Origin of the sequence: Streptomyces sp. NPDC048659, assembly GCF_040650575.1 — a bacterium.
Classification (GTDB): Bacteria; Actinomycetota; Actinomycetes; order Streptomycetales; family Streptomycetaceae; genus Streptomyces.
In genome coordinates this window covers 1-18235 of the sequence record NZ_JBEZHM010000027.1, presented here as the reverse complement: position 1 = coordinate 18235, position 18235 = coordinate 1, and the positions used below count along the sequence as shown (strand labels likewise).

17 protein-coding genes are annotated in these 18235 nt (G+C 72.9%); 12 read left to right on the top strand and 5 right to left on the bottom strand.

Annotated elements, in window-relative coordinates:
• Positions 1–43: 43 nt before the first annotated feature.
• Both AB0C99_RS21210 and AB0C99_RS21205 read left to right on the top strand, forming a co-directional pair.
• A complete protein-coding gene (locus AB0C99_RS21210; protein WP_362477219.1) occupies positions 44–895 on the top strand; it encodes a GntR family transcriptional regulator in 852 nt (283 codons plus the stop codon).
• Between the two features lie 79 nt (positions 896–974).
• Positions 975–2501 carry a PQQ-binding-like beta-propeller repeat protein gene (locus AB0C99_RS21205; protein WP_362477041.1) on the top strand — a complete coding sequence of 509 codons (1527 nt, stop codon included), beginning with the start codon at positions 975–977 and terminating at the stop codon, positions 2499–2501.
• A gap of 165 nt (positions 2502–2666) precedes the next feature.
• Here the strand turns inward: AB0C99_RS21205 and AB0C99_RS21200 are convergent, their stop codons facing one another.
• The gene (locus AB0C99_RS21200; RefSeq protein ID WP_362477039.1) at positions 2667–3461 is read right to left on the bottom strand and encodes a hypothetical protein; all 795 of its coding nucleotides are present in this window, start codon (positions 3459–3461) and stop codon (positions 2667–2669) included.
• A 162-nt stretch (positions 3462–3623) separates the two neighbouring features.
• The gene (locus AB0C99_RS21195) at positions 3624–5321 is read right to left on the bottom strand and encodes a PucR family transcriptional regulator ligand-binding domain-containing protein (protein WP_362477037.1); all 1698 of its coding nucleotides are present in this window, start codon (positions 5319–5321) and stop codon (positions 3624–3626) included.
• A gap of 299 nt (positions 5322–5620) precedes the next feature.
• Here AB0C99_RS21195 and AB0C99_RS21190 point away from each other — a divergent pair, with 299 nt between their 5' ends.
• From AB0C99_RS21190 to AB0C99_RS21170, 5 genes are all read left to right on the top strand, one after another.
• Positions 5621–6511 (top strand): xanthine dehydrogenase family protein subunit M, encoded by an 891-nt coding sequence (locus AB0C99_RS21190; protein WP_362477035.1) that lies wholly within the window; start codon positions 5621–5623, stop codon positions 6509–6511.
• Positions 6512–6513: 2 nt separating this feature from the next.
• Positions 6514–7113: a (2Fe-2S)-binding protein gene (locus AB0C99_RS21185; RefSeq protein ID WP_362477033.1), complete on the top strand. Its 600-nt coding sequence runs from the start codon at positions 6514–6516 to the stop codon at positions 7111–7113.
• 2 nt (positions 7114–7115) lie between these two features.
• On the top strand, positions 7116–9521 hold the full coding sequence (gene pucD, locus AB0C99_RS21180; protein WP_362477031.1) for a xanthine dehydrogenase subunit D: 2406 nt from the start codon (positions 7116–7118) through the stop codon (positions 9519–9521).
• 204 nt (positions 9522–9725) lie between these two features.
• Positions 9726–11192, top strand: a complete 1467-nt coding sequence (locus AB0C99_RS21175; RefSeq protein WP_362477029.1) for an NCS2 family permease — start codon at positions 9726–9728, stop codon at positions 11190–11192.
• Positions 11193–11237: 45 nt separating this feature from the next.
• Complete coding sequence (locus AB0C99_RS21170; RefSeq protein ID WP_362477027.1) at positions 11238–12374, top strand: XdhC/CoxI family protein; 1137 nt, start codon at positions 11238–11240, stop codon at positions 12372–12374.
• A 14-nt stretch (positions 12375–12388) separates the two neighbouring features.
• Here AB0C99_RS21170 and AB0C99_RS21165 read toward each other — a convergent pair whose 3' ends face one another.
• From AB0C99_RS21165 to AB0C99_RS21155, 3 genes are all read right to left on the bottom strand, one after another.
• Complete coding sequence (locus AB0C99_RS21165) at positions 12389–12628, bottom strand: hypothetical protein (protein ID WP_362477025.1); 240 nt, start codon at positions 12626–12628, stop codon at positions 12389–12391.
• Complete coding sequence (locus AB0C99_RS21160) at positions 12625–13317, bottom strand: TNT domain-containing protein (protein WP_362477023.1); 693 nt, start codon at positions 13315–13317, stop codon at positions 12625–12627. Before AB0C99_RS21160 ends, AB0C99_RS21165 begins: the two co-directional genes overlap by 4 nt.
• 219 nt (positions 13318–13536) lie before the next feature.
• Positions 13537–14142 (bottom strand): TetR/AcrR family transcriptional regulator, encoded by a 606-nt coding sequence (locus AB0C99_RS21155; protein WP_362477021.1) that lies wholly within the window; start codon positions 14140–14142, stop codon positions 13537–13539.
• Between the two features lie 128 nt (positions 14143–14270).
• Here AB0C99_RS21155 and AB0C99_RS21150 point away from each other — a divergent pair, with 128 nt between their 5' ends.
• From AB0C99_RS21150 to AB0C99_RS21130, 5 genes are all read left to right on the top strand, one after another.
• A complete protein-coding gene (locus AB0C99_RS21150) occupies positions 14271–15413 on the top strand; it encodes an acyl-CoA dehydrogenase family protein (protein ID WP_362477019.1) in 1143 nt (380 codons plus the stop codon).
• The gene (locus AB0C99_RS21145; RefSeq protein WP_362477017.1) at positions 15410–16018 is read left to right on the top strand and encodes a GNAT family N-acetyltransferase; all 609 of its coding nucleotides are present in this window, start codon (positions 15410–15412) and stop codon (positions 16016–16018) included. The genes AB0C99_RS21150 and AB0C99_RS21145 overlap by 4 nt, the downstream gene beginning before the upstream one ends.
• Positions 16019–16053: 35 nt before the next feature.
• Complete coding sequence (locus AB0C99_RS21140) at positions 16054–16818, top strand: SDR family NAD(P)-dependent oxidoreductase (RefSeq protein ID WP_362477015.1); 765 nt, start codon at positions 16054–16056, stop codon at positions 16816–16818.
• A 58-nt stretch (positions 16819–16876) separates the two neighbouring features.
• A complete protein-coding gene (locus tag AB0C99_RS21135) occupies positions 16877–17578 on the top strand; it encodes a TetR family transcriptional regulator (RefSeq protein ID WP_362477013.1) in 702 nt (233 codons plus the stop codon).
• Between the two features lie 160 nt (positions 17579–17738).
• Complete coding sequence (locus AB0C99_RS21130; RefSeq protein ID WP_362477011.1) at positions 17739–18134, top strand: zinc ribbon domain-containing protein; 396 nt, start codon at positions 17739–17741, stop codon at positions 18132–18134.
• Positions 18135–18235 lie beyond the last annotated feature (101 nt).

Here is an 18235-nt window from a genome sequence, read left to right as displayed (position 1 = left end):
CGCGATCGTTAGCAGGTTAGCCTTACCTTACCCGATGCGCATCATGTTTGAACTGCGACGCCGTCCGCCTATCGTGCACAAGGGACCCCGGCACCGCGAGCCGGGCCCGGCACCAAAGCGCAGGAGGACCCGGGTGGAGCAGGGCAGTACGCGCGAGCGGACCACGGACCGCTCGGCCACGGCGGCGAGGGTCCCCGAACAGACCCGCGCCCAGGACGTCCGCGGCGAACACACCCACGGCGAGGACCCCGCCCCCGGCCTGGCCCCCCGCCCGGTCCGCCGCCACTCCGTCCGCGGCCAGATCCTCGAAGCCCTCCGCACCGCCCTCGTCGGCGGCGAACTCGTCCCCGGCGAGGTCTACTCCGCCCCCGCGCTCGGCGAACGCTTCGGCGTCTCCGCCACCCCCGTCCGCGAGGCCATGCAGCAGCTCGCCACCGAGGGCGCCGTCGAGGTCGTCCCCAACCGAGGCTTCCGGGTCACCGAACGCACCCCGACCGAACTGGCCGAGCTCGCCGAGATCAGGGCCCTCATCGAGGTCCCCGTCATGCTCCGCCTGGCCCGCACCGTCCCGGCCGCCCGCTGGACCGAACTCCGCCCGCTCGCCGAGGCCACCGGGGCCGCCGCCGCCCGCGGCGACCGCGCCCACTACGCCGAGACCGACCGGGCCTTCCACCGGGCCGTCCTCGCCCTCGCGGGCAACCGCCAGCTCCTGCTCATCGCCGACGACCTGCACCGCCGTTCCCAGTGGCCGCTCGTCAGCGCCCCCGCCACCACCCACGGCGAACTCGTCGCGGACGCCGCCGAGCACAGCGCCCTGCTCGACGCCCTGATCGCCCAGGACCTCCAGGTCGTCTCCTCACTCGTACGGGAGCATTTCGCGGGGGCGCAGGACTGACGACGCGAGCGCCCCGGGCGACTAAGGTCGACCACGTCAGCACGACACCCGTCGCGCCCGCGCCGACCGAGAGGTGCCCATGCCGTCCGTCCGCGCGGAGCGCCCCGGGGCCGCGGCCCTGCTCGGCTGGCTCACGGACCCCGAGGCCCCGCGCCTCTGCCTCGTCACCGAGGCCCCCGGCCTGCTCGACTGGCTGGCCGGCCAGACCCCCCGCGCCGCCGGCCGCCGCCGCACCACGCGCGCCCTCGTCCCGCTGACGGGCCAGTCGGCCCTGGGCGCCGCCTGGGCGATCGCGTCCCACCTAGGCGTGGTCGCCGCATCCCCCGCCGACCTGGTCCACGTCCTGGCGACCACCGAGCCGGGCCGCACCCCCCGCACGATCCTGCTCCTCCCGGCCCTCCACGAGGCGGCCGAACCCACCCGCATCGCCGAACTGCTGAGGGACCTGGCCACACAAGGCAGGATCCGGATCGTCGTGGAAACCCGGGAGACCACACCGGAACAGGCGATCCTCACCGCGTCCAGAGCGACCGTGATCGACGCGGAACAGCACGAGCCCCCACCCTCCCCGCCCGCACAAGAGGAGCACCTCCCGGACCTCTCCGACCCCACCGCGGTGGTCACGGCGGACCCCTACCGCGTCACGGCGGGTTACGTGCGCGAGGCGGACGACGAGCACGGCGGCCTGCGCCCGGCCTGGCTGCGCGCGGGCCAGGCACTGTGCGCGGCCGCCACCCCGGCGGACCGCGCCCTGGCCCTCCTGACGTCCCTGGGCGACGGAGCGGACCCGAGGATCGCCCCCGCGCTGGAGGAGGCCGCGAGACCGGCCCCGTGGAAGGTGCGGTGGACGAGGGTCACCGGCGACGTGACCCCACCCTGGCCGGGCCCCATAGCCGCGCTGGCGGTCCAGGGCGGCACGGTCCTCGCGGCGGACCGCACCGGCACGGTCCACCTCCTGAACGCGGCGGACGCCCACCCGCGAGGCCGCCTGGTCCACCCGGTCCGGGGCAGGGTGACGGCCCTGGCCCCCACCCCCGACGGCACGGTCCTGCTCCTGGACGAACGGGGCCGCCTCCACCCGGTCCCCGGCACGGCCCCCCGCCCGCCGTACCTCCAGCGCCTCACCGAAGCGGTGGCGGCGACCCTCACCCGCCACCCGGGCACGGCCCTGGCCGCGATCCAGGGCTCGGTGATCGTGGGCGACCGCCTGGGCTCGGTGCACGCCTTCGGCCTGACCGGCCTGCACCAGGCGGCGCCGCACAGCGGCAGGGTGACGGCGGTGGCGGCGGTGGAGTCGGAGACCCCGTTCGTGTGCAGCGGAGGCATAGACGGAACGGTCCGCCGCTGGATCCCCGGCGAGGACCCCGACCCGACCCCCCTGGCGGAACGCCCGTCCCCGGTCGTGGCACTGCACGCGGCGGAGACGCCGTACGGCCCGTTCGTGGCGATGGCGTGGGCGGACGGCACCGTACAGCTCCACGGCCCTGAGGGAAACCGCACCTTCCGCCCGGGCCCGCCGGTGAGGGCGGTGGCGGTGACACCGGACGCGGCCCTCCTGATCGGCATGGACGAGTCCCTGACGCTCCTGGACCGCACCACCGGCTGACGACGGACGGACGGGAGCGGGGGACGGGGAGGGGGTCGCGTTCCGGACGTAAAGCGTGATTTGCGGCGCGGAACAAGAGCGTGGCTCCCCACAGTGACCCGCCCCGCGCCGTAAATCATGCAGTCCGGAACGCGACCCCCTCCCCGTCCCCCGCGGCACCCACCCCTACAGGGCAGGCCGGGGCGTCAACTGAGAGGCGAGCCAGGTGGGAACCCCGCCCAACAGCCGGAACAGCCGCAACGCCTCGGCCCGCAGCCGCCCCGCCTCGGGCTCGACCTCGGCCTCGGCCAGCGAGGCGAGCGCCGGGGCGGTCCCGACGAGGTACCCCAACTCCTCCCGGATCCGCAGGGATTCGGCGAACCCGTGCCGCGCCTCGGCCAGCTCGCCCTCGCGCAGGGCGAGCCCGGCGAGATGCCGCCAGGTGAACGAGAGCAGCAGCGAGTCGCCGTGGGCGGCGGCCCCGGCGTGGGCCTTGCGGTAGGCCGCGCGGGCGGCCTGCGGGGACTCGCCGAGGTTCTGCGCGATGAGCCCCCGCCGAAAATCGAGAAGAGCCCGCCCCGAGGACTCGGGTTCGAGCAGGGCGGCGGCCCGCCCCAGGGCGGCCCGGGCCTCGTCGACGCGGTCCCGGACCCCCAACAGGGTGGAGGCGTAGGCGAGATACCCCCGCTCGCACGCGGCGGCCCCCCGCTCCTCGTCGGTGCGGGCGACGGCCTCGGCCGCCCGCAGCGCGTCCTCCGCGTCGCCCCAGCCCTGCTCGGTGTAGAGGCACCGTTCGATCAGCAGGGCGGCCCGCTCCAGGGCCGCGCCGGGTTCCGTGGCGCGTGGGGCGAGCAGTTCGGCCGCGTCCGTCCAGCAACCACGGGAGCGGAGTCTCCAGACCGCCGTCTCCAGTGGGGTTCCCCGGCCGTACGCCACATTGCCCTCCCCGAGCGCGCCATCGAGCTGTGAGTAGGAGCGCATCTCAGCACGCGCACGGCCCCGGGGCCAAGGGGTCGGGTGAAAGATTTCACAAGGAGGATGATCGCCACCGGGCGCCAGAACACGGAACGGGGCGGCGAAGACCCGCCGCCCCGTCAACTCCGTTGATCACCCGAAGAGATGAACGGATCACACAAGAAAAGATCAACTCATCCGCAACGCGAGAAAGAAGTCGAGCTTGTCCTCCAGCCGGGACAGATCCCGCCCGGTGAGCTGCTCGATCCGCCCGACCCGGTACCGCAGCGTGTTCACGTGCAGGTGGAGCCGGGTGGCGCAGCGGGTCCAGGACCCGTCGCAGTCGAGGAACGCCTCCAGCGTAGGGATGAGCTCGGCTCTGTGCCGCCGGTCGTAGTCGCGCAGCGGGTCGAGGAGCCGCGCCGTGAAGGCGCGCCGGACGTCGTCGGGCACGAACGGCAGGAGCAGCACGTGCGAGGCGAGCTCGTGGTGCCCGGCGGCGCAGACCCGCCCCGGCCGGGCGGCGGCGACGCGGCGGGCGTGCCGGGCCTCTTCGAGGGCCCCGCGCAGCCCCTCGGCGGAGTGCACGGCGGCGCTGACGCCGAGGGTGAGGCGCCCGTCGTCGGAGAGCCCGGAGGAGAGCGGCGCCCGCACGGCGGCGAGCAGCGCGTCGGCGTGCAGCCCGAGCGCGACGGCGGGCGGCTCGTCCTCGCTGTCGGGCAGCGGCGCGGCGGCGAGCGGTACGAGCGCGATGGCCTCGTCGCCGCTGTGGGCGACGGCGATGCGGTCGGAGGAGTCGGCGCCGGAGCTGGCGGGGTCGACCAGGATCTCCTCCAGGAGCGCCTGGGCGACGGGCCCGCTGTCGAGCGTGCCGCCCTGCCCGGCGGTCTCGTCCCACTCGACGCGGGCGACGACGACCTGCCAGTGCGGGGCGCTGCCGAGCCCGGGCAGCAGCACGGGCGCGGCGACCCGGAGCCGGGCGGCGATCTCGGCGGGCGCGGCGCCGGTCTGGACGAGCTCCAGGACCTCCTGGGCGAGCCGTCGCCGCACCGTGCGGGAGGCGTCGCGGCGGTCCCGCTCGACGGCGATGAGCTGGGTGACGCCCTGGAGCAGGTCGAGCCGGGCGGCGGGCCAGTCGCCGGCGTCGGCCTCGACGGCGAGCAGCCAGTCGGAGAGGACGGTCTCGCGGACGTCCCGGGCGGCGGGCGCGGCGCCGCGCCCGGTGTTGCGGATCGGGAAGAGGGAGTAGGTGCTTCCGCCGAGGTTCAGCCGGTGCGGCCCGCGCCGCCCGGTGCGGGTGGCGGCGAGGTGCTCGCCCGCCAGGGTGGCGGCGAGGGCGGGCTCCAGGGGCTCTCCGGCGCCGGCGATCTGGCGTCCGGTGGGGGAGAGCACCCAGGCCCGGAGGTCGAGGTCGGAGCCGAGCAGATCGAGGACGACCTCGGGCCCGCCCCCGGCGGGCCCGGAGGTCATGAGCCGCCGGTGCCGGTCGACGACGGCGGCGAGGTCCCCGGCCCGCTCCCCGGACACCTGTCGAACAACATGCTCGGTGATCGTCGCGAACGCAACGGACTCGTTTACTGCGAACAGGGGAAGGCGGTGGCGCGAACACGCCTGTACGAGATCGTCGGGGATGTCGCCGAGCTCGGCCTCGCCGGCGGCCAGCGCGGCGACCCCGGCGGCGGCCAGGATCCGGACGAAGGGCTCGGCGTCGTCGGCGTCCCGCAGCCAGGCGAGGCCGGTGAGGACGAGCTCTCCCCCCGACAGATAGCGGCTGGGGTCCTTGAGGTCCGTCGTCATCACGCCACGGACGGTGCGGTCCAGCTCCTCGTCGCCGCCGAGCAGGCGCAGCCCGAGCGCGTCATTTTCCAGCAGTGCGCGCAGCCGCATGTTGTCGCCGCCGTTCCTTCTCGTGGGTGTCGCGTTGTCGCCGGTGGCGTGGTGCCACCGTTTCCAGGGGAAAACGGAGAGGTTTCTGCTTCCCGCCGTTCGTTCGAATCTACAAGACGAGGATGGCAGCCAGCCAACTCCTTCATGTTTTCGGTGACTGCACCCCGGCGACACGGGCTTGTGTACTAGGCCACACACCGCGTTAACAGCTCATGAAGAGATCGTCGAGGGCCGGCCGTCATCCCAGGCCCGTACGGACGACCCCCCCCGTTCACTAGAAGCACAAGAAGAGAGCCACCATGGACTTCCTTCGCCCCGCCAGCTGGGAGGAGGCGCTCGCCGCCAAGGCCGAGCACCCCACGGCCGTGCCCATTTCCGGTGGTACCGACATCATGGTCGAGATCAACTTCGACCACCGGCGTCCCGAGTACCTCCTGGACCTCAACCGTATCGAGTTGCTCCGCGAGTGGGAGGTCGGCGAGGAGAACGTACGCCTCGGCGCCTCCGTCCCGTACACGCAGATCATGGAGAACCTGCGCACGGAGCTCCCGGGCCTGGCGCTCGCCTCGCACACGGTGGCCTCCCCGCAGATCCGCAACCGCGGCGGCGTCGGCGGCAACCTGGGCACCGCGTCGCCGGCCGGCGACGCCCACCCCGCGCTCCTCGCGGCCGGCGCCGAGGTCGAGGTCGAGTCGGTGCGCGGCACCCGTTTCATCCCGATCGACGCGTTCTACACGGGCGTGAAGCGCAACGCGCTGGAGCCCGACGAGCTGATCAAGACCGTCCACGTGAAGAAGGCGGACGGCCCCCAGCAGTACTCCAAGGTCGGCACCCGCAACGCGATGGTCATCGCGGTCTGCGCCTTCGGCCTGGCGCTGCACCCGGAGACCCGCACGGTCCGCACCGGCATCGGCTCCGCCGCGCCGACCCCGATCCGCGCCAAGGAGGCCGAGGCGTTCCTGAACGCGGCCCTCGAAGAGGGCGGCTTCTGGGACAGCGGCAAGATCATCACCCCGTCGATCGCGAAGCAGTTCGCCGACCTCTGCTCGGGCGCCGCGAACCCGATCGACGACGTCCGAGGCACCGCCAAGTACCGCCGTCACGCCGTCGGCATCATGGCTCGCCGCCAGCTCGGCTGGACCTGGGAGCAGTACCGCGGCAACGGCCGCACGCTTGAGGGAGCTGCATAACCATGCGCGTCAATTTCACGGTCAACGGTCGCCCGCAGGAAGCCGACGACGTCTGGGAGGGCGAGTCCCTCCTCTACGTCCTGCGCGAGCGCATGGGCCTGCCCGGCTCGAAGAACGCCTGCGAGCAGGGCGAGTGCGGCTCCTGCACGGTCCGCCTCGACGGCGTCCCCGTCTGTTCCTGCCTGGTCGCCGCCGGCCAGGTCGAGGGCCGCGAGGTCGTCACGGTCGAGGGCCTGGCGGAGTTCGCCAAGGACCGCGCCGAGCACGGCCCCGGCCACGGCGGCTGCGCCTCCGGCGCCTGCGGCACCTCGCTCGACGAGGCGAAGCGGTGGCAGGCCCGTCCGACGCAGGACTCGCAGACCGGCGAGGGCGTCGAACTGAGCCCCATCCAGCAGGCGTTCATCGACGCCGGCGCCGTCCAGTGCGGCTTCTGCACCCCGGGTCTGCTGATCGCGGCCGACGAGCTCCTGGAGCGCCAGAGCGACCCGTCCGACCAGGACATCCGGGAGGCCCTCTCCGGCAACCTCTGCCGCTGCACGGGCTACGAGAAGATCCTCGACGCGGTCCGCCTGGCGGCCGCCCGTCAGGGAGAGGCGGTCTGACCATGGCGCAGAACACGCGCACCGTTCCGGCGGGCACGCCGACGAACGTCACCCAGAACCACACCAAGGGCGGCATCGGCGAGTCCACGCTCCGCCCCGACGGCACCCTCAAGGTGACCGGCGAGTTCGCCTACTCCTCGGACATGTGGCACGAGGACATGCTGTGGGGCCAGACCCTGCGCTCCACCGTCGCCCACGCCGAGATCGTCTCCATGGACATCTCCGAGGCCGTCGCGATGTCCGGCGTCTACGCCGTGCTGACCTACGACGACCTGCCGACCGAGGTGAAGAACTACGGCCTGGAGATCCAGGACACCCCCGTCCTGGCCAACGGCAAGGTCCGCCACCACGGCGAGCCGGTGGCGCTGGTCGCCGCCGACCACCCGGAGACCGCCCGCCGCGCCGCCGCCAAGATCAAGATCGAGTACCGGGAGCTGCCCGTCGTCACCGACGAGGCTTCCGCGCTCGCCCCGGACGCGCCGCTGATCCACGAGGGCCGCGACGACCACCACTCCGGTCACGTCCCGCACCCGAACATCGTGCACCGCCAGCCGATCATCCGCGGCGACGTCGAGGAGGCCCGCAAGCGGGCCGACGTGATCGTCGAGGGCGAGTACGTCTTCGGCATGCAGGACCAGGCGTTCCTCGGCCCGGAGTCCGGCCTGGCCGTGCCCGCCGAGGACGGCGGCGTCGACCTCTACGTCGCCACCCAGTGGCTGCACTCGGACCTCAAGCAGATCGCCCCCGTCCTCGGCCTGCCCGAGGAGAAGGTCCGCATGACGCTCTCCGGCGTCGGCGGCGCCTTCGGCGGCCGCGAGGACATCTCGATGCAGATCCACGCCTGCCTGCTGGCGCTGCGCACCGGCAAGCCGGTCAAGATCGTCTACAACCGCTTCGAGTCCTTCTTCGGGCACGTGCACCGCCACCCGGCGAAGCTGCACTACGAGCACGGCGCCACCAAGGACGGCAAGCTCACCCACCTGAAGGCCCGCATCGTCCTCGACGGCGGCGCCTACGCCTCGGCCTCCCCGGCCGTCGTCGGCAACGCCTCCTCGCTCGGCGCCGGCCCCTACGTGGTCGACGACGTCGAGATCGAGGCCGTCGCCCTCTACACCAACAACCCGCCCTGCGGCGCCATGCGCGGCTTCGGCGCGGTCCAGGCGTGCTTCGCGTACGAGGCGCAGATGGACAAGCTGGCGGCCAAGCTGGGCATGGACCCGGTCGAGCTGCGCCAGCTCAACGCCATGGAGCAGGGCACGCTCATGCCGACCGGCCAGGTCGTCGACTCGCCGGCCCCGGTCGCCGAGCTGCTGCGCCGGGTCAAGGCCCGCCCGATGCCGCCGGAGCGCCAGTGGGAGACCGCCGGCGAGGGCGCGGACGTCCGCGCGCTGCCCGGCGGCCTGTCCAACACCACGCACGGCGAGGGCGTCGTCCGAGGCGTCGGCTACGCCGTCGGCATCAAGAACGTCGGCTTCTCCGAGGGCTTCGACGACTACTCGACCGCCCGCGTGGTGCTCCAGGTCATCAACGGCGAGCCGGTCGCCATGGTCCACACGGCGATGGCCGAGGTCGGCCAGGGCGGCGTCACCGTGCACGCCCAGATCGCCCGTACCGAGCTCGGCGTCACGCAGGTCACGATCCACCCGGCCGACACCCAGGTCGGCTCCGCCGGCTCGACATCCGCCTCCCGGCAGACGTACATGACCGGCGGCGCGGTGAAGAACACCTGCGAGGCCGTCCGCGAGAAGGTCCTGGAGATCGGGCGCCGCAAGAACGGCTCCTACCACCCCGCCTGGGCGACCGCCGAGCTGCTCCTGGAGGGCGGCAAGGTCGTCACCGACGGCGGCGAGGTGCTCGCGACCCTCGCGGACATCCTGGAGGGCGAGGAGCCGATCGACCTCGAACTCGAGTTCCGCCACCGTGCCACGGTGCCGTTCGACCTGGTCACCGGCCAGGGCGACGGCCACGTCCAGTACACCTTCGCCGCGCACCGCGCGGTGGTGGAGGTGGACACCGAGCTCGGCCTGGTCAAGGTCATCGAGCTCGCCACCGCGCAGGACGTCGGCAAGGCGCTCAACATGCTCTCCGTCGTCGGCCAGATCCAGGGTGGCACCACCCAGGGCCTGGGCGTCGCGGTGATGGAAGAGATCATCGTGGACCCGAAGACCGCGAAGGTGCGCAACCCCTCCTTCACGGACTACCTGATCCCGACGATCCTCGACACGCCGACCATCCCGGTCGACGTCCTCGAACTGGCCGACCCCAACGCGCCGTACGGCCTGCGGGGACTCGGCGAGGCCCCGACCCTGTCGTCCACCCCGGCCGTCCTCGCGGCGATCCGGAACGCGACGGGCCTGGAGCTCAACAAGACGCCGGTCCGCCCCGAGGCGCTCACCGGCACCCTGTAGGACCTCTCCGGACGGTGCGTGCCTCCCAGGAACGTCACACTTCCCCCGCCCGCACCGTCCGGGGACACCGCACCATCCGTTCGTCTCGGGCCGTCCCCCGGGTCGTGCAGCCCACGTGATTTCCCAAATCCCGCAGCTTCACAGATCAGAAACATCCTTCGAAGTCTGATGCGGGTGCCCCTTTGAACCTTGGGAGTAGGCCCCATGACCCAGTCGTCAGTGGAGCCCAAGACCACCGCGGAGGACGCGGGCTCCGGCTCGCGCAACCCCGCCGGAAGGTCTTGGCTCGACCGGTACTTTCACATCTCGGAGAGAGGATCCACCGTCCCGACGGAGATCCGCGGCGGCATCACCACCTTCATGGCGATGGCGTACATTCTCCTGCTCAACCCCCTGATCCTCAGCGGCAAGGACGTGGACGGCAACGTCCTCAGCCAGCCCGCGCTGATCACCGCGACGGCGCTGTGCGCCGCCGCCACCACGCTCCTGATGGGCTTCTGGGGCAAGGTCCCCCTCGCCCTCGCCGCCGGACTCAGCGTCTCCGGCGTCATGGCCTCGCAGGTCGTGCCCGTCATGACCTGGCCGCAGGCCATGGGCATGTCGGTCGCGTACGGCGCGGTCATCTGTCTCCTGGTGGTCACCGGCCTCCGCGAGATGATCATGAACGCGATACCCCTCGCGCTCAAGCACGCCATCACCATCGGCATCGGTCTCTTCATCGCGATCATCGGCTTCGTGAAGGCCGGCTTCGTCCACGAGAACCCCGCTCCCGGCGGCGGTCCGGTCACCCTCGGCCCGGCCGGTGAGCTCATGGGCTGGCCCGTCCTGATCTTCGCCTTCACCCTGCTGCTGATCTTCGCCCTGCAGTCGCGCAACATCCCCGGCGCCATCCTCATCGGCATCGTCGCCGGCACGGTCGTCGCGGCCGTCCTCAACGCGGTCGCCGACATCCCGGCCAAGGCGTGGTTCTCCGGCGCCCCCGAGCTGCACGGCAGCGCCGTCTCCGCACCGGACTTCTCCCTGATCGGGCACGTGTCCTTCAGCGGCTGGGGCGACGTCGGCTACATCACCATCACCATGATCGTCTTCACCCTGGTGCTGGCCGGCTTCTTCGACGCCATGGCCACCATCCTGGGTGTCGGCACCGAGGCCAAGCTCGCCGACGACAAGGGCCGGATGCCGGGCCTGTCCAAGGCGCTGTTCATCGACGGCGCGGGCGGCATCCTCGGCGGCGCCGGCGGCGCCTCCGGCCAGACGGTCTTCGTCGAGTCCGCCACCGGCGTCGGCGAGGGCGCCCGTACCGGCCTGGCCTCCGTGGTCACCGGCGCGTTCTTCGCCCTGTGCCTCTTCTTCACGCCGCTCACCGCGATCGTGCCGCAGGAGGTCGCCGCCGCGGCCCTGGTCGTCATCGGCTCGATGATGATGCAGAACGCCAAGCACGTGGACTGGAGCGACCGCTCCGTCGCGATCCCGGTGTTCCTCACCGTGGTCCTGATGCCCTTCACGTACACCATCACCACCGGTGTCGCGGCCGGCGTCATCTCCTACGTGGTCATCAAGACCGCGCAGGGCAAGGCGAGGGAGGTCGGCGGCTTCATGTGGGCGCTGACCGGCATCTTCGTCATCTACTTCGCGATCAACCCGATCGAGAGCTGGCTGGGCGTCGGCTGACGTCGCCCGTAACGTCGCCCTCCCCACACATTCCGAGGAGTCGAGATGCTGGACATCGCCGAAGAGCTGCACCGGTGGGTCGAGCAGGGACGCGTGTTCGCCGTCGCCACCGTCGTGGCGGTCGGCGGGAGCGCGCCCCGGCAGCCGGGCGCCGCACTCGCCGTCGACAGCGACGGCACGGCGATCGGATCGGTCTCCGGGGGATGTGTGGAGGGCGCCGTCTACGAGCTGTGCCGGCAAGCGCTCGAAGACGGCCGCACGGTCGTCGAGCGCTTCGGCTACAGCGACGAGGACGCCTTCGCGGTCGGTCTGACCTGCGGCGGCATCATCGACATCCTCGTCACCCCGGTCCGCGGCGGGGTCTACCCCGCCGCGCTGGCCGCCGCCGCCTCGGGCGAGGCGGCGGCCCTGGCCCGGATCGTCGAGGGCCCCGACGACCTGATGGGCCGGGCCCTCCTGGTCCACCCCGACGGCTCGTACGAGGGTGTGCTCGGCGGCCACCCCGAGCTGGACCGCACCGCCGCCGCCGAGGCTCGCGCGATGCTGGACGGGGGCCGCACCGGGACCGTCGGGATCGGCGAGGACGGCAGCCGCTGCGGACAGCCGCTGACCCTCCTCGTGGAGTCCTCCGTCCCCGCCCCCCGCATGATCGTCTTCGGTGCCATCGACTTCGCCTCCGCGCTCGTGCGGGTCGGCAAGTTCCTCGGCTACCACGTCACCGTCTGCGACGCCCGCCCCATCTTCGCCACCAAGGCGCGCTTCCCCGAGGCCGACGAGATCGTCGTCGCCTGGCCGCACCGCTACCTGGCCACCACGGACGTCGACGCCCGCACGGTGCTCTGCGTCCTCACCCACGACGCCAAGTTCGACGTCCCGCTGCTCCAGGCCGCGCTCAGGCTGCCCGTCGCCTACATCGGCGCCATGGGCTCCCGCCGCACCCACGAGGACCGCAACAAGCGCCTGCGCGAGGTCGGCGTCACCGAGATCGAACTGGCCCGCCTGCGCTCCCCGATCGGCCTCGACCTCGGCGCCCGTACGCCGGAGGAGACCGCGCTGTCGATCGGCGCCGAGATCGTCGCCAACCGCCGCGGCGGCACCGGTGCCGCCCTCACCGGCGCCCACACCCCGATCCACCACGACGGCCCGCGCGAACCGGCCGGCCGGCTCGGCTCGGTGGCCTGACCGGCCGACGGGAACTACAGCACCAGCGCGCGAAGGCGGTCGCAGGCGTCCGTCTCCGCGGGGTGCCGGGCCACGGGGTGGTGCGTCCCGCGTTCGTACACGCCCGTCTCCCAGCCCTCGCCGTCCGGCGCCGCCCGGAGGTAGGCGAAGTCGGGCGGGGTGGGTACGGGCTCGTGGGCGCCCTCGATCCAGTAGACCTCGTCGGGCACCCCGGCCTCCCGGAGTGCCCGCGCGAGGCGTTCGCGTGCGGTCACGCGGACAGGCGTACCAGATAGCCGTTGTCGAGGAGCCACTTCACGTTGAGCCGCTGGCCCTCGCCCGGGTTCAGGAAGGCCGCGTCCAGCTTGATCTGGCGCCCGCCGCCGGGCTGTTCGAACCAGGGCGCGATGGAGCCCTCCCAGACCACGAAGGTCTTCGTCACCTCGTACAGGTGGTAGTCGCAGGCGAAGGCCGCGTCCCGGGTGTTGAGGTTCTGCGGGGGCAGCGCGCGCTTGGCGTACGCGTCGCCGGCCGGGGCCAGATAGCCGCCGTACTCGGAGCCGAAGCGGTCGAGCCGGGCGCCCTCGCGGAGCGCCTTGGGGGCCTTGTCGACCTGCCCGTTGACCTCGCCGAAGCCGTCGTTCGGCGGGTACTTCCAGCTCCCGGTGTCGGCCGGGCCCTCCCAGTACTTCTTGAGGAAGTCGGCGGAGGAGAGCCGCCCGGTGCGGTGGTAGTTCCTGACCAGCGGGCCCACGGGCTCCTGCCACCTCTTCGGCAGGTACTTCGGCCCGAGCCGCTTGTCGCCCTCGAACTCGCCGGTGCAGGGCGCGTGGCGGCCCGCCGCGGCGCCGGGCGCGGGCGGCGGGGCGGTCTCGGCGGCGGCGGGCGCGGTGGCGAGGGCGGCGGTGACGCCGAGGGCGGCGAGGACGGCCCGGATCCTCAGGGCGGTACGGCTGTGCTCCACGCGGTTCTCTCCTTGGGAGACGGTCGGACAGGTGCGCGGCACACGGTAGTGGATCAAGCGCACAGGGTGACCGCGCCCGGGCGGGAACCGGCCACTAACGGACCGGCCGGGGCGGCAGGTCCTGGCGGCCCGGATCAACGCCTTCATCGACCGCCACCTCGGCGAACCCGGACTGACCCCCGTGCTGGTCGCGGGGCCCCTCGCGCGCGTACGCCGCCGCTACCCCCGGCGCAGCCCGTTGAGCAGGAGTTCCGCGAGCTGGTCGTACGCCTCGGCGTCGGCCAGGCCGGTCGCGGCGGCGACCTGGCGGCGCTGGATGCGGACCATCACGGAGGAGATCACGTCGGCGGCGAAGGTGACGTGGACCTCGCGGAACACCCCGGCCGTCACGCCCTCCTCGATCAGCTCCTGGACCCGCCCGGCCGCCGCGCGGGTGTTGCGCTCGTAGACCTCGGCCGCCGGTTCGAACGCCGCCACGTCGTCGAAGAAGCGCGGCGAGACCGGCGCCAGTTCGGCCGAGACCGCCCGCAGATAGGCCGCCAGCCGCTCGGCCGGGCCGGTCGCGGCCGCCAGCACCGACTCGACGCGGACGGTCGCGCGCCGGAAGAAGTGGACCACGGCGGCCCGGACGAGCTGCTCCTTGCTCCCGGCCAGCCCGTACAGGGTGCGCTTGGAGCAATGCAGCCGGGCGGCGAGATCGTCCAGGGTCAGCTGGGCGAAGCCCTCGCCGACGAGCAGCGCCACCAGCTTCTCGAAGAGCTCGGAGCGGCGGGCGGCGCCCCGGCCCGTGAGCCTGGGTGCGTCGGCGGCTGAGGTCTCGATCACCCGAACAGTATGCCGGTCGCCTCGTGCGGGGGCTTGTGCCGACACCCATCTGCGCTACTCTCACCGGTACTGACGTACCCCTCGCAGTACCGTTTCGCGTATCAGCCCGCGTCCTGACTGGAGTCGCCATGGATGTCGACCGCCTGCTTCCCACCCCCGAAGCCGCGGACCTCATCGCCCTCGCGCGGGAGATCGCCGACAAGGAGCTCGCGCCGCGCGCCGACGCGCACGAGGAGGCCGAGACCTACCCGGAGGGCCTGTTCGCGACCCTGGGCCGGGCCGGGCTGCTCGGCCTCGCGTACCCCGAGGAGTTCGGCGGCGGCGGCCAGCCCTACGAGGTGTACCTGCAGGTCCTGGAGGAGCTCGCCGCCCGCTGGGCCGCCGTCGCCGTCGCCACCAGCGTGCACACACTCGCCTGCCACCCGCTGCACTCCTTCGGCACGCCCGAGCAGAAGGAGCGCTGGCTGCCGGAGATGCTCGAAGGGCGCCTGATCGGCGGCTACAGCCTCTCCGAGCCGCAGGCGGGCTCCGACGCCGCCGCCCTCAGCTGCAAGGCCGAGCGCACCGCCGAGGGCGCGTACCGCATCACCGGCAACAAGGCGTGGATCACCCACGGCGGCAAGGCCGGCTTCTACGCCCTCTTCGCCCGCACCGCGCCCGGTAGCCACGGCATCTCCTGCTTCCTCGCGCCCGGCGAGACCGAGGGGCTGACCTTCGGCAGGCCCGAGCGCAAGATGGGCCTCCAGGCCGTCCCCACCACCTCCGCCCACTGGGACGGTGCCCTCGTCGACTCCGGCCGGCTCATCGGCGAGGAGGGCCAGGGCCTCCAGATCGCGTTCAGCGCCCTCGACTCCGGCCGCCTCGGCATCGCCGCCTGCGCCACCGGGCTCGCCCAGGCGGCGCTCTCCGCCGCCGTCGCGTACGCCAACGAGCGCAGCACCTTCGGCCGCAAGATCGTCGACCACCAGGGCCTCGGCTTCCTCCTCGCCGACATGGCCGCCGCCGTGGACGCCGCCCGCGCCACCTATCTGGACGCGGCCCGCCGCCGCGACCTCGGCCGGCCCTTCAGCCGCCAGGCCAGCGCGGCCAAGCTGATCGCCACGGACACCGCGATGAAGGTCACCACGGACGCCGTCCAGGTCCTCGGCGGCTACGGCTACACCCGGGACTTCCCGGTCGAGCGCTATATGCGCGAGGCGAAGATCATGCAGATCTTCGAGGGTACGAATCAGATCCAGCGCCTGGTCATCAGCCGCCAGCTCAAGGCATGAACGGAAGAGAGGCCGGACCCCTGCACACCTCCGGACACCCGCCCCAGCCCGCCCCGCACGGCCCCCCGCCGGTCGTCTGCCGTCCGGCCGAGCCCGCCGACCGGGCCGCGATCGAGGCGCTCGACGACTCCTTCCGCACGGACCGCGTGTACGAGGTGCTGGCCGGCCCCGACGGCTTCACGCTGCGCGAGACGCCGGTCGACCCGCCCCTCCTCAAGGTCTTCCCCGACGAGGGCGACGACGGAGAGGCGCCCTTCGAGGGCCTGCGCGTCGAGGTCGCCGTCGACGGGCCCGGCGGCGAGGCGGTGCGCGGATACGTCGCCTTCCGTGTGGAGGAGTGGAACCGCCGCCTGGTCGTCGACACCATCGCGGTGGCGCCCGCGCACCGCGGCGCCGGGGTCGGTCAGGCCCTGATGGAGCGCGCCTGCGCGTACGGGCGGAGCCGGGGCGCCCGGACCGCCTGGCTGGAGGTGACCAACGTGAACGCGCCCGCCGTCCGCGCGTACCGCCGGATGGGCTTCGAGCTCTGCGGGCTCGACACCACCCTCTACCGGGGGACGGCGAGCGAGGGCGAGACCGCCCTCTTCATGAGCAAGCCGCTGTAAGCGGTCAGCACGAGCACGCTCTCACAAGGAGACCCATGGACATCGCTGGTTCCGCCGCACTCGTCACCGGTGCCGCCTCCGGGCTCGGAGCGGCCACCGCCGCCGCGCTCGCCGCGAAGGGGGCCACCGTCTACGGCCTCGACCTCGGCAAGGCCGTCGACGCGGCCGGCGCGGGGCTGCCCGACGGGGTGACCCTGCTCGCCGCCGACGTCACCGACGAGGAGCAGGTCCGGGCCGCGCTCGCGCGGATCGACGAGGACGGCGCCGAGCTGCGGCTCGCGGTCAACTGCGCGGGCATCGCCCCCTCGGCGCGGATCCTCGGCCGCAAGGGCCCGCACGACCTCGGGCTCTTCCGGACCGTCCTGGACGTCAACCTGGTCGGCACCTTCAACGTGATGCGGCTGGCCGCCGAGGCCATCGCCCGCCACGAGCCGGACGCGAACGGCCAGCGCGGACTCGTCGTCAACACCGCCTCCATCGCCGCCTTCGAGGGCCAGGTCGGCCAGATCGCGTACGCCGCGTCCAAGGCGGCCGTCGCCGGGATGACGGTCACCGCCGCGCGCGACCTCGCCCAGTTCGGCATCCGGGTCGTCACGGTCGCCCCCGGCATCGTCGACACCCCGATGATGGCCGGATTCAGCGAGGAGATCCGGGCCGGCCTCGCCGCCGGCGTCACCTTCCCGCAGCGGCTGGCCCGCCCCGAGGAGTACGCCCGCCTGGTCACCATGATCACCGAGCACGACTATCTCAACGGCGAGACCATCCGGATGGACGGCGCCCTGCGCATGGCGGCCCGCTGACCACCACCGTGGCACCAAGTGCCGCCGCGCGAGGGATCCGAGTGCTAAATTCCGGGGTATGAGCACCCACCCCGCCAAGCCCTCGATGCGTGACTCCCTCGTCGCGGCGGCCTTCCAGCTCTTCCTGGAGCGCGGCTACGAGCAGACCACCGTCGACGACATCGTGAAGACGGCCGGGGTGGGCCGGCGCTCCTTCTTCCGCTACTTCCCCTCCAAGGAGGACGTGGTCTTCCCCGACCACGAGCAGAGCCTGGCGGACATGACCGAGTTCCTCGCCGCGAGCGAGGACACCGACGACCCGCTGCTGCGGATCTGCGAGGCCACCCGCCTGGTCATGCGGATGTACGCCGAGAACCCCACCTTCTCCGTCCAGCGCTACCGCCTCACCCGCGAGGTCACCGGCCTGCGCACGTACGAGCTCTCCGTGGTCTGGCGGTACGAGAAGACCCTCGGCGACTACCTCCGCACCCGGTTCGCCGACCGCCGCGACGGCACCCTGCGGGCCAACGTGATCGCCGCCTCCGTCGTCGCCGCGCACAACCACGCGCTGCGCCACTGGCTGCGCTCGGGCGGCGAGGGCGACCCGCTGGCCGAGGTGGACCGGGCCCTGGAGTTCGTCCGGGAGACCTGGAACCCGGAGCCCGCCGCGCCCGCGGCGCCCGCCGAGGGCGACGACGACGTGGTCGTGGTGATCACCAAGCGGTCCACCCCGATGTGGCGCGTGGTGCGCGAGGTCGAGTCGAGCCTCGGGGAGAGCTGAGGGAACGCGAGGAAGCGCCAGGGAACGCGAGGAAACGTTTCCGGGGCCCGAGGGGATCTCAGTATCGCCAATTGAGGGAACTCAGGTCTTTCTTACTGGCACTGAGTGCCATACCCTCGCTCCATGCACGGTTGAGCCGCCGAGTGCAAGGAGAAGCATCGTGTTCCACACCGGGTCCACGGGTCTGCGCAGCGGGACCGCCGTCCTCGCCGAGGAGTCGGCCGCCGCGCCCGAACTCCACTTCCAGCGCTGCCGCTGGTGCCACACCACCACCTTCCAGCGCCTGCTCTGCCCGACCTGCGGGTCGACCGACCTGTCTCCCGAACTCAGCGCGGGAGAAGGGGTGGTGTCGGTGCGGCGCGGCTTCACCGCGGCCGAGGCGGACCTCTGGCCGGTGCACATGGCCGAGGGCTTCGTGGTGCGCTGCCGGGTCGACGGGCCGCCGCACGCGGTACGCCCCGGGGTCCGGGTCAGGCTCGCTCCCGGCACCCTCGGCGCGGGCCGCAGGCCGGTCGTCCGGCTCTGCGAGGAGGCCACCCTGGACGGCTGGTTCTGAACGCGCGGAAGGGGGGGCTCGGCTACGGCGCCGCCGAGACCGGGCTCGGGATGCTGCCCGCCGCCGCCGTCGTCGGGCTCGTCTCGCTCGGCCTCTCGGCC

Excerpts from the sequence above, each read along its gene's own strand:
- AB0C99_RS21210 (WP_362477219.1), top strand. The coding sequence starts at position 44 with ATGTTTGAACTGCGACGCCGTCCGCCTATCGTGCACAAGGGACCCCGG.
- AB0C99_RS21205 (WP_362477041.1), top strand. The coding sequence starts at position 975 with ATGCCGTCCGTCCGCGCGGAGCGCCCCGGGGCCGCGGCCCTGCTCGGC.
- AB0C99_RS21200 (WP_362477039.1), bottom strand. The coding sequence starts at position 3,461 with ATGCGCTCCTACTCACAGCTCGATGGCGCGCTCGGGGAGGGCAATGTG.
- AB0C99_RS21195 (WP_362477037.1), bottom strand. The coding sequence starts at position 5,321 with ATGCGGCTGCGCGCACTGCTGGAAAATGACGCGCTCGGGCTGCGCCTG.
- AB0C99_RS21190 (WP_362477035.1), top strand. The coding sequence starts at position 5,621 with ATGGACTTCCTTCGCCCCGCCAGCTGGGAGGAGGCGCTCGCCGCCAAG.
- AB0C99_RS21185 (WP_362477033.1), top strand. The coding sequence starts at position 6,514 with ATGCGCGTCAATTTCACGGTCAACGGTCGCCCGCAGGAAGCCGACGAC.
- pucD (WP_362477031.1), top strand. The coding sequence starts at position 7,116 with ATGGCGCAGAACACGCGCACCGTTCCGGCGGGCACGCCGACGAACGTC.
- AB0C99_RS21175 (WP_362477029.1), top strand. The coding sequence starts at position 9,726 with ATGACCCAGTCGTCAGTGGAGCCCAAGACCACCGCGGAGGACGCGGGC.
- AB0C99_RS21170 (WP_362477027.1), top strand. The coding sequence starts at position 11,238 with ATGCTGGACATCGCCGAAGAGCTGCACCGGTGGGTCGAGCAGGGACGC.
- AB0C99_RS21150 (WP_362477019.1), top strand. The coding sequence starts at position 14,271 with ATGGATGTCGACCGCCTGCTTCCCACCCCCGAAGCCGCGGACCTCATC.
- AB0C99_RS21145 (WP_362477017.1), top strand. The coding sequence starts at position 15,410 with ATGAACGGAAGAGAGGCCGGACCCCTGCACACCTCCGGACACCCGCCC.
- AB0C99_RS21140 (WP_362477015.1), top strand. The coding sequence starts at position 16,054 with ATGGACATCGCTGGTTCCGCCGCACTCGTCACCGGTGCCGCCTCCGGG.
- AB0C99_RS21135 (WP_362477013.1), top strand. The coding sequence starts at position 16,877 with ATGAGCACCCACCCCGCCAAGCCCTCGATGCGTGACTCCCTCGTCGCG.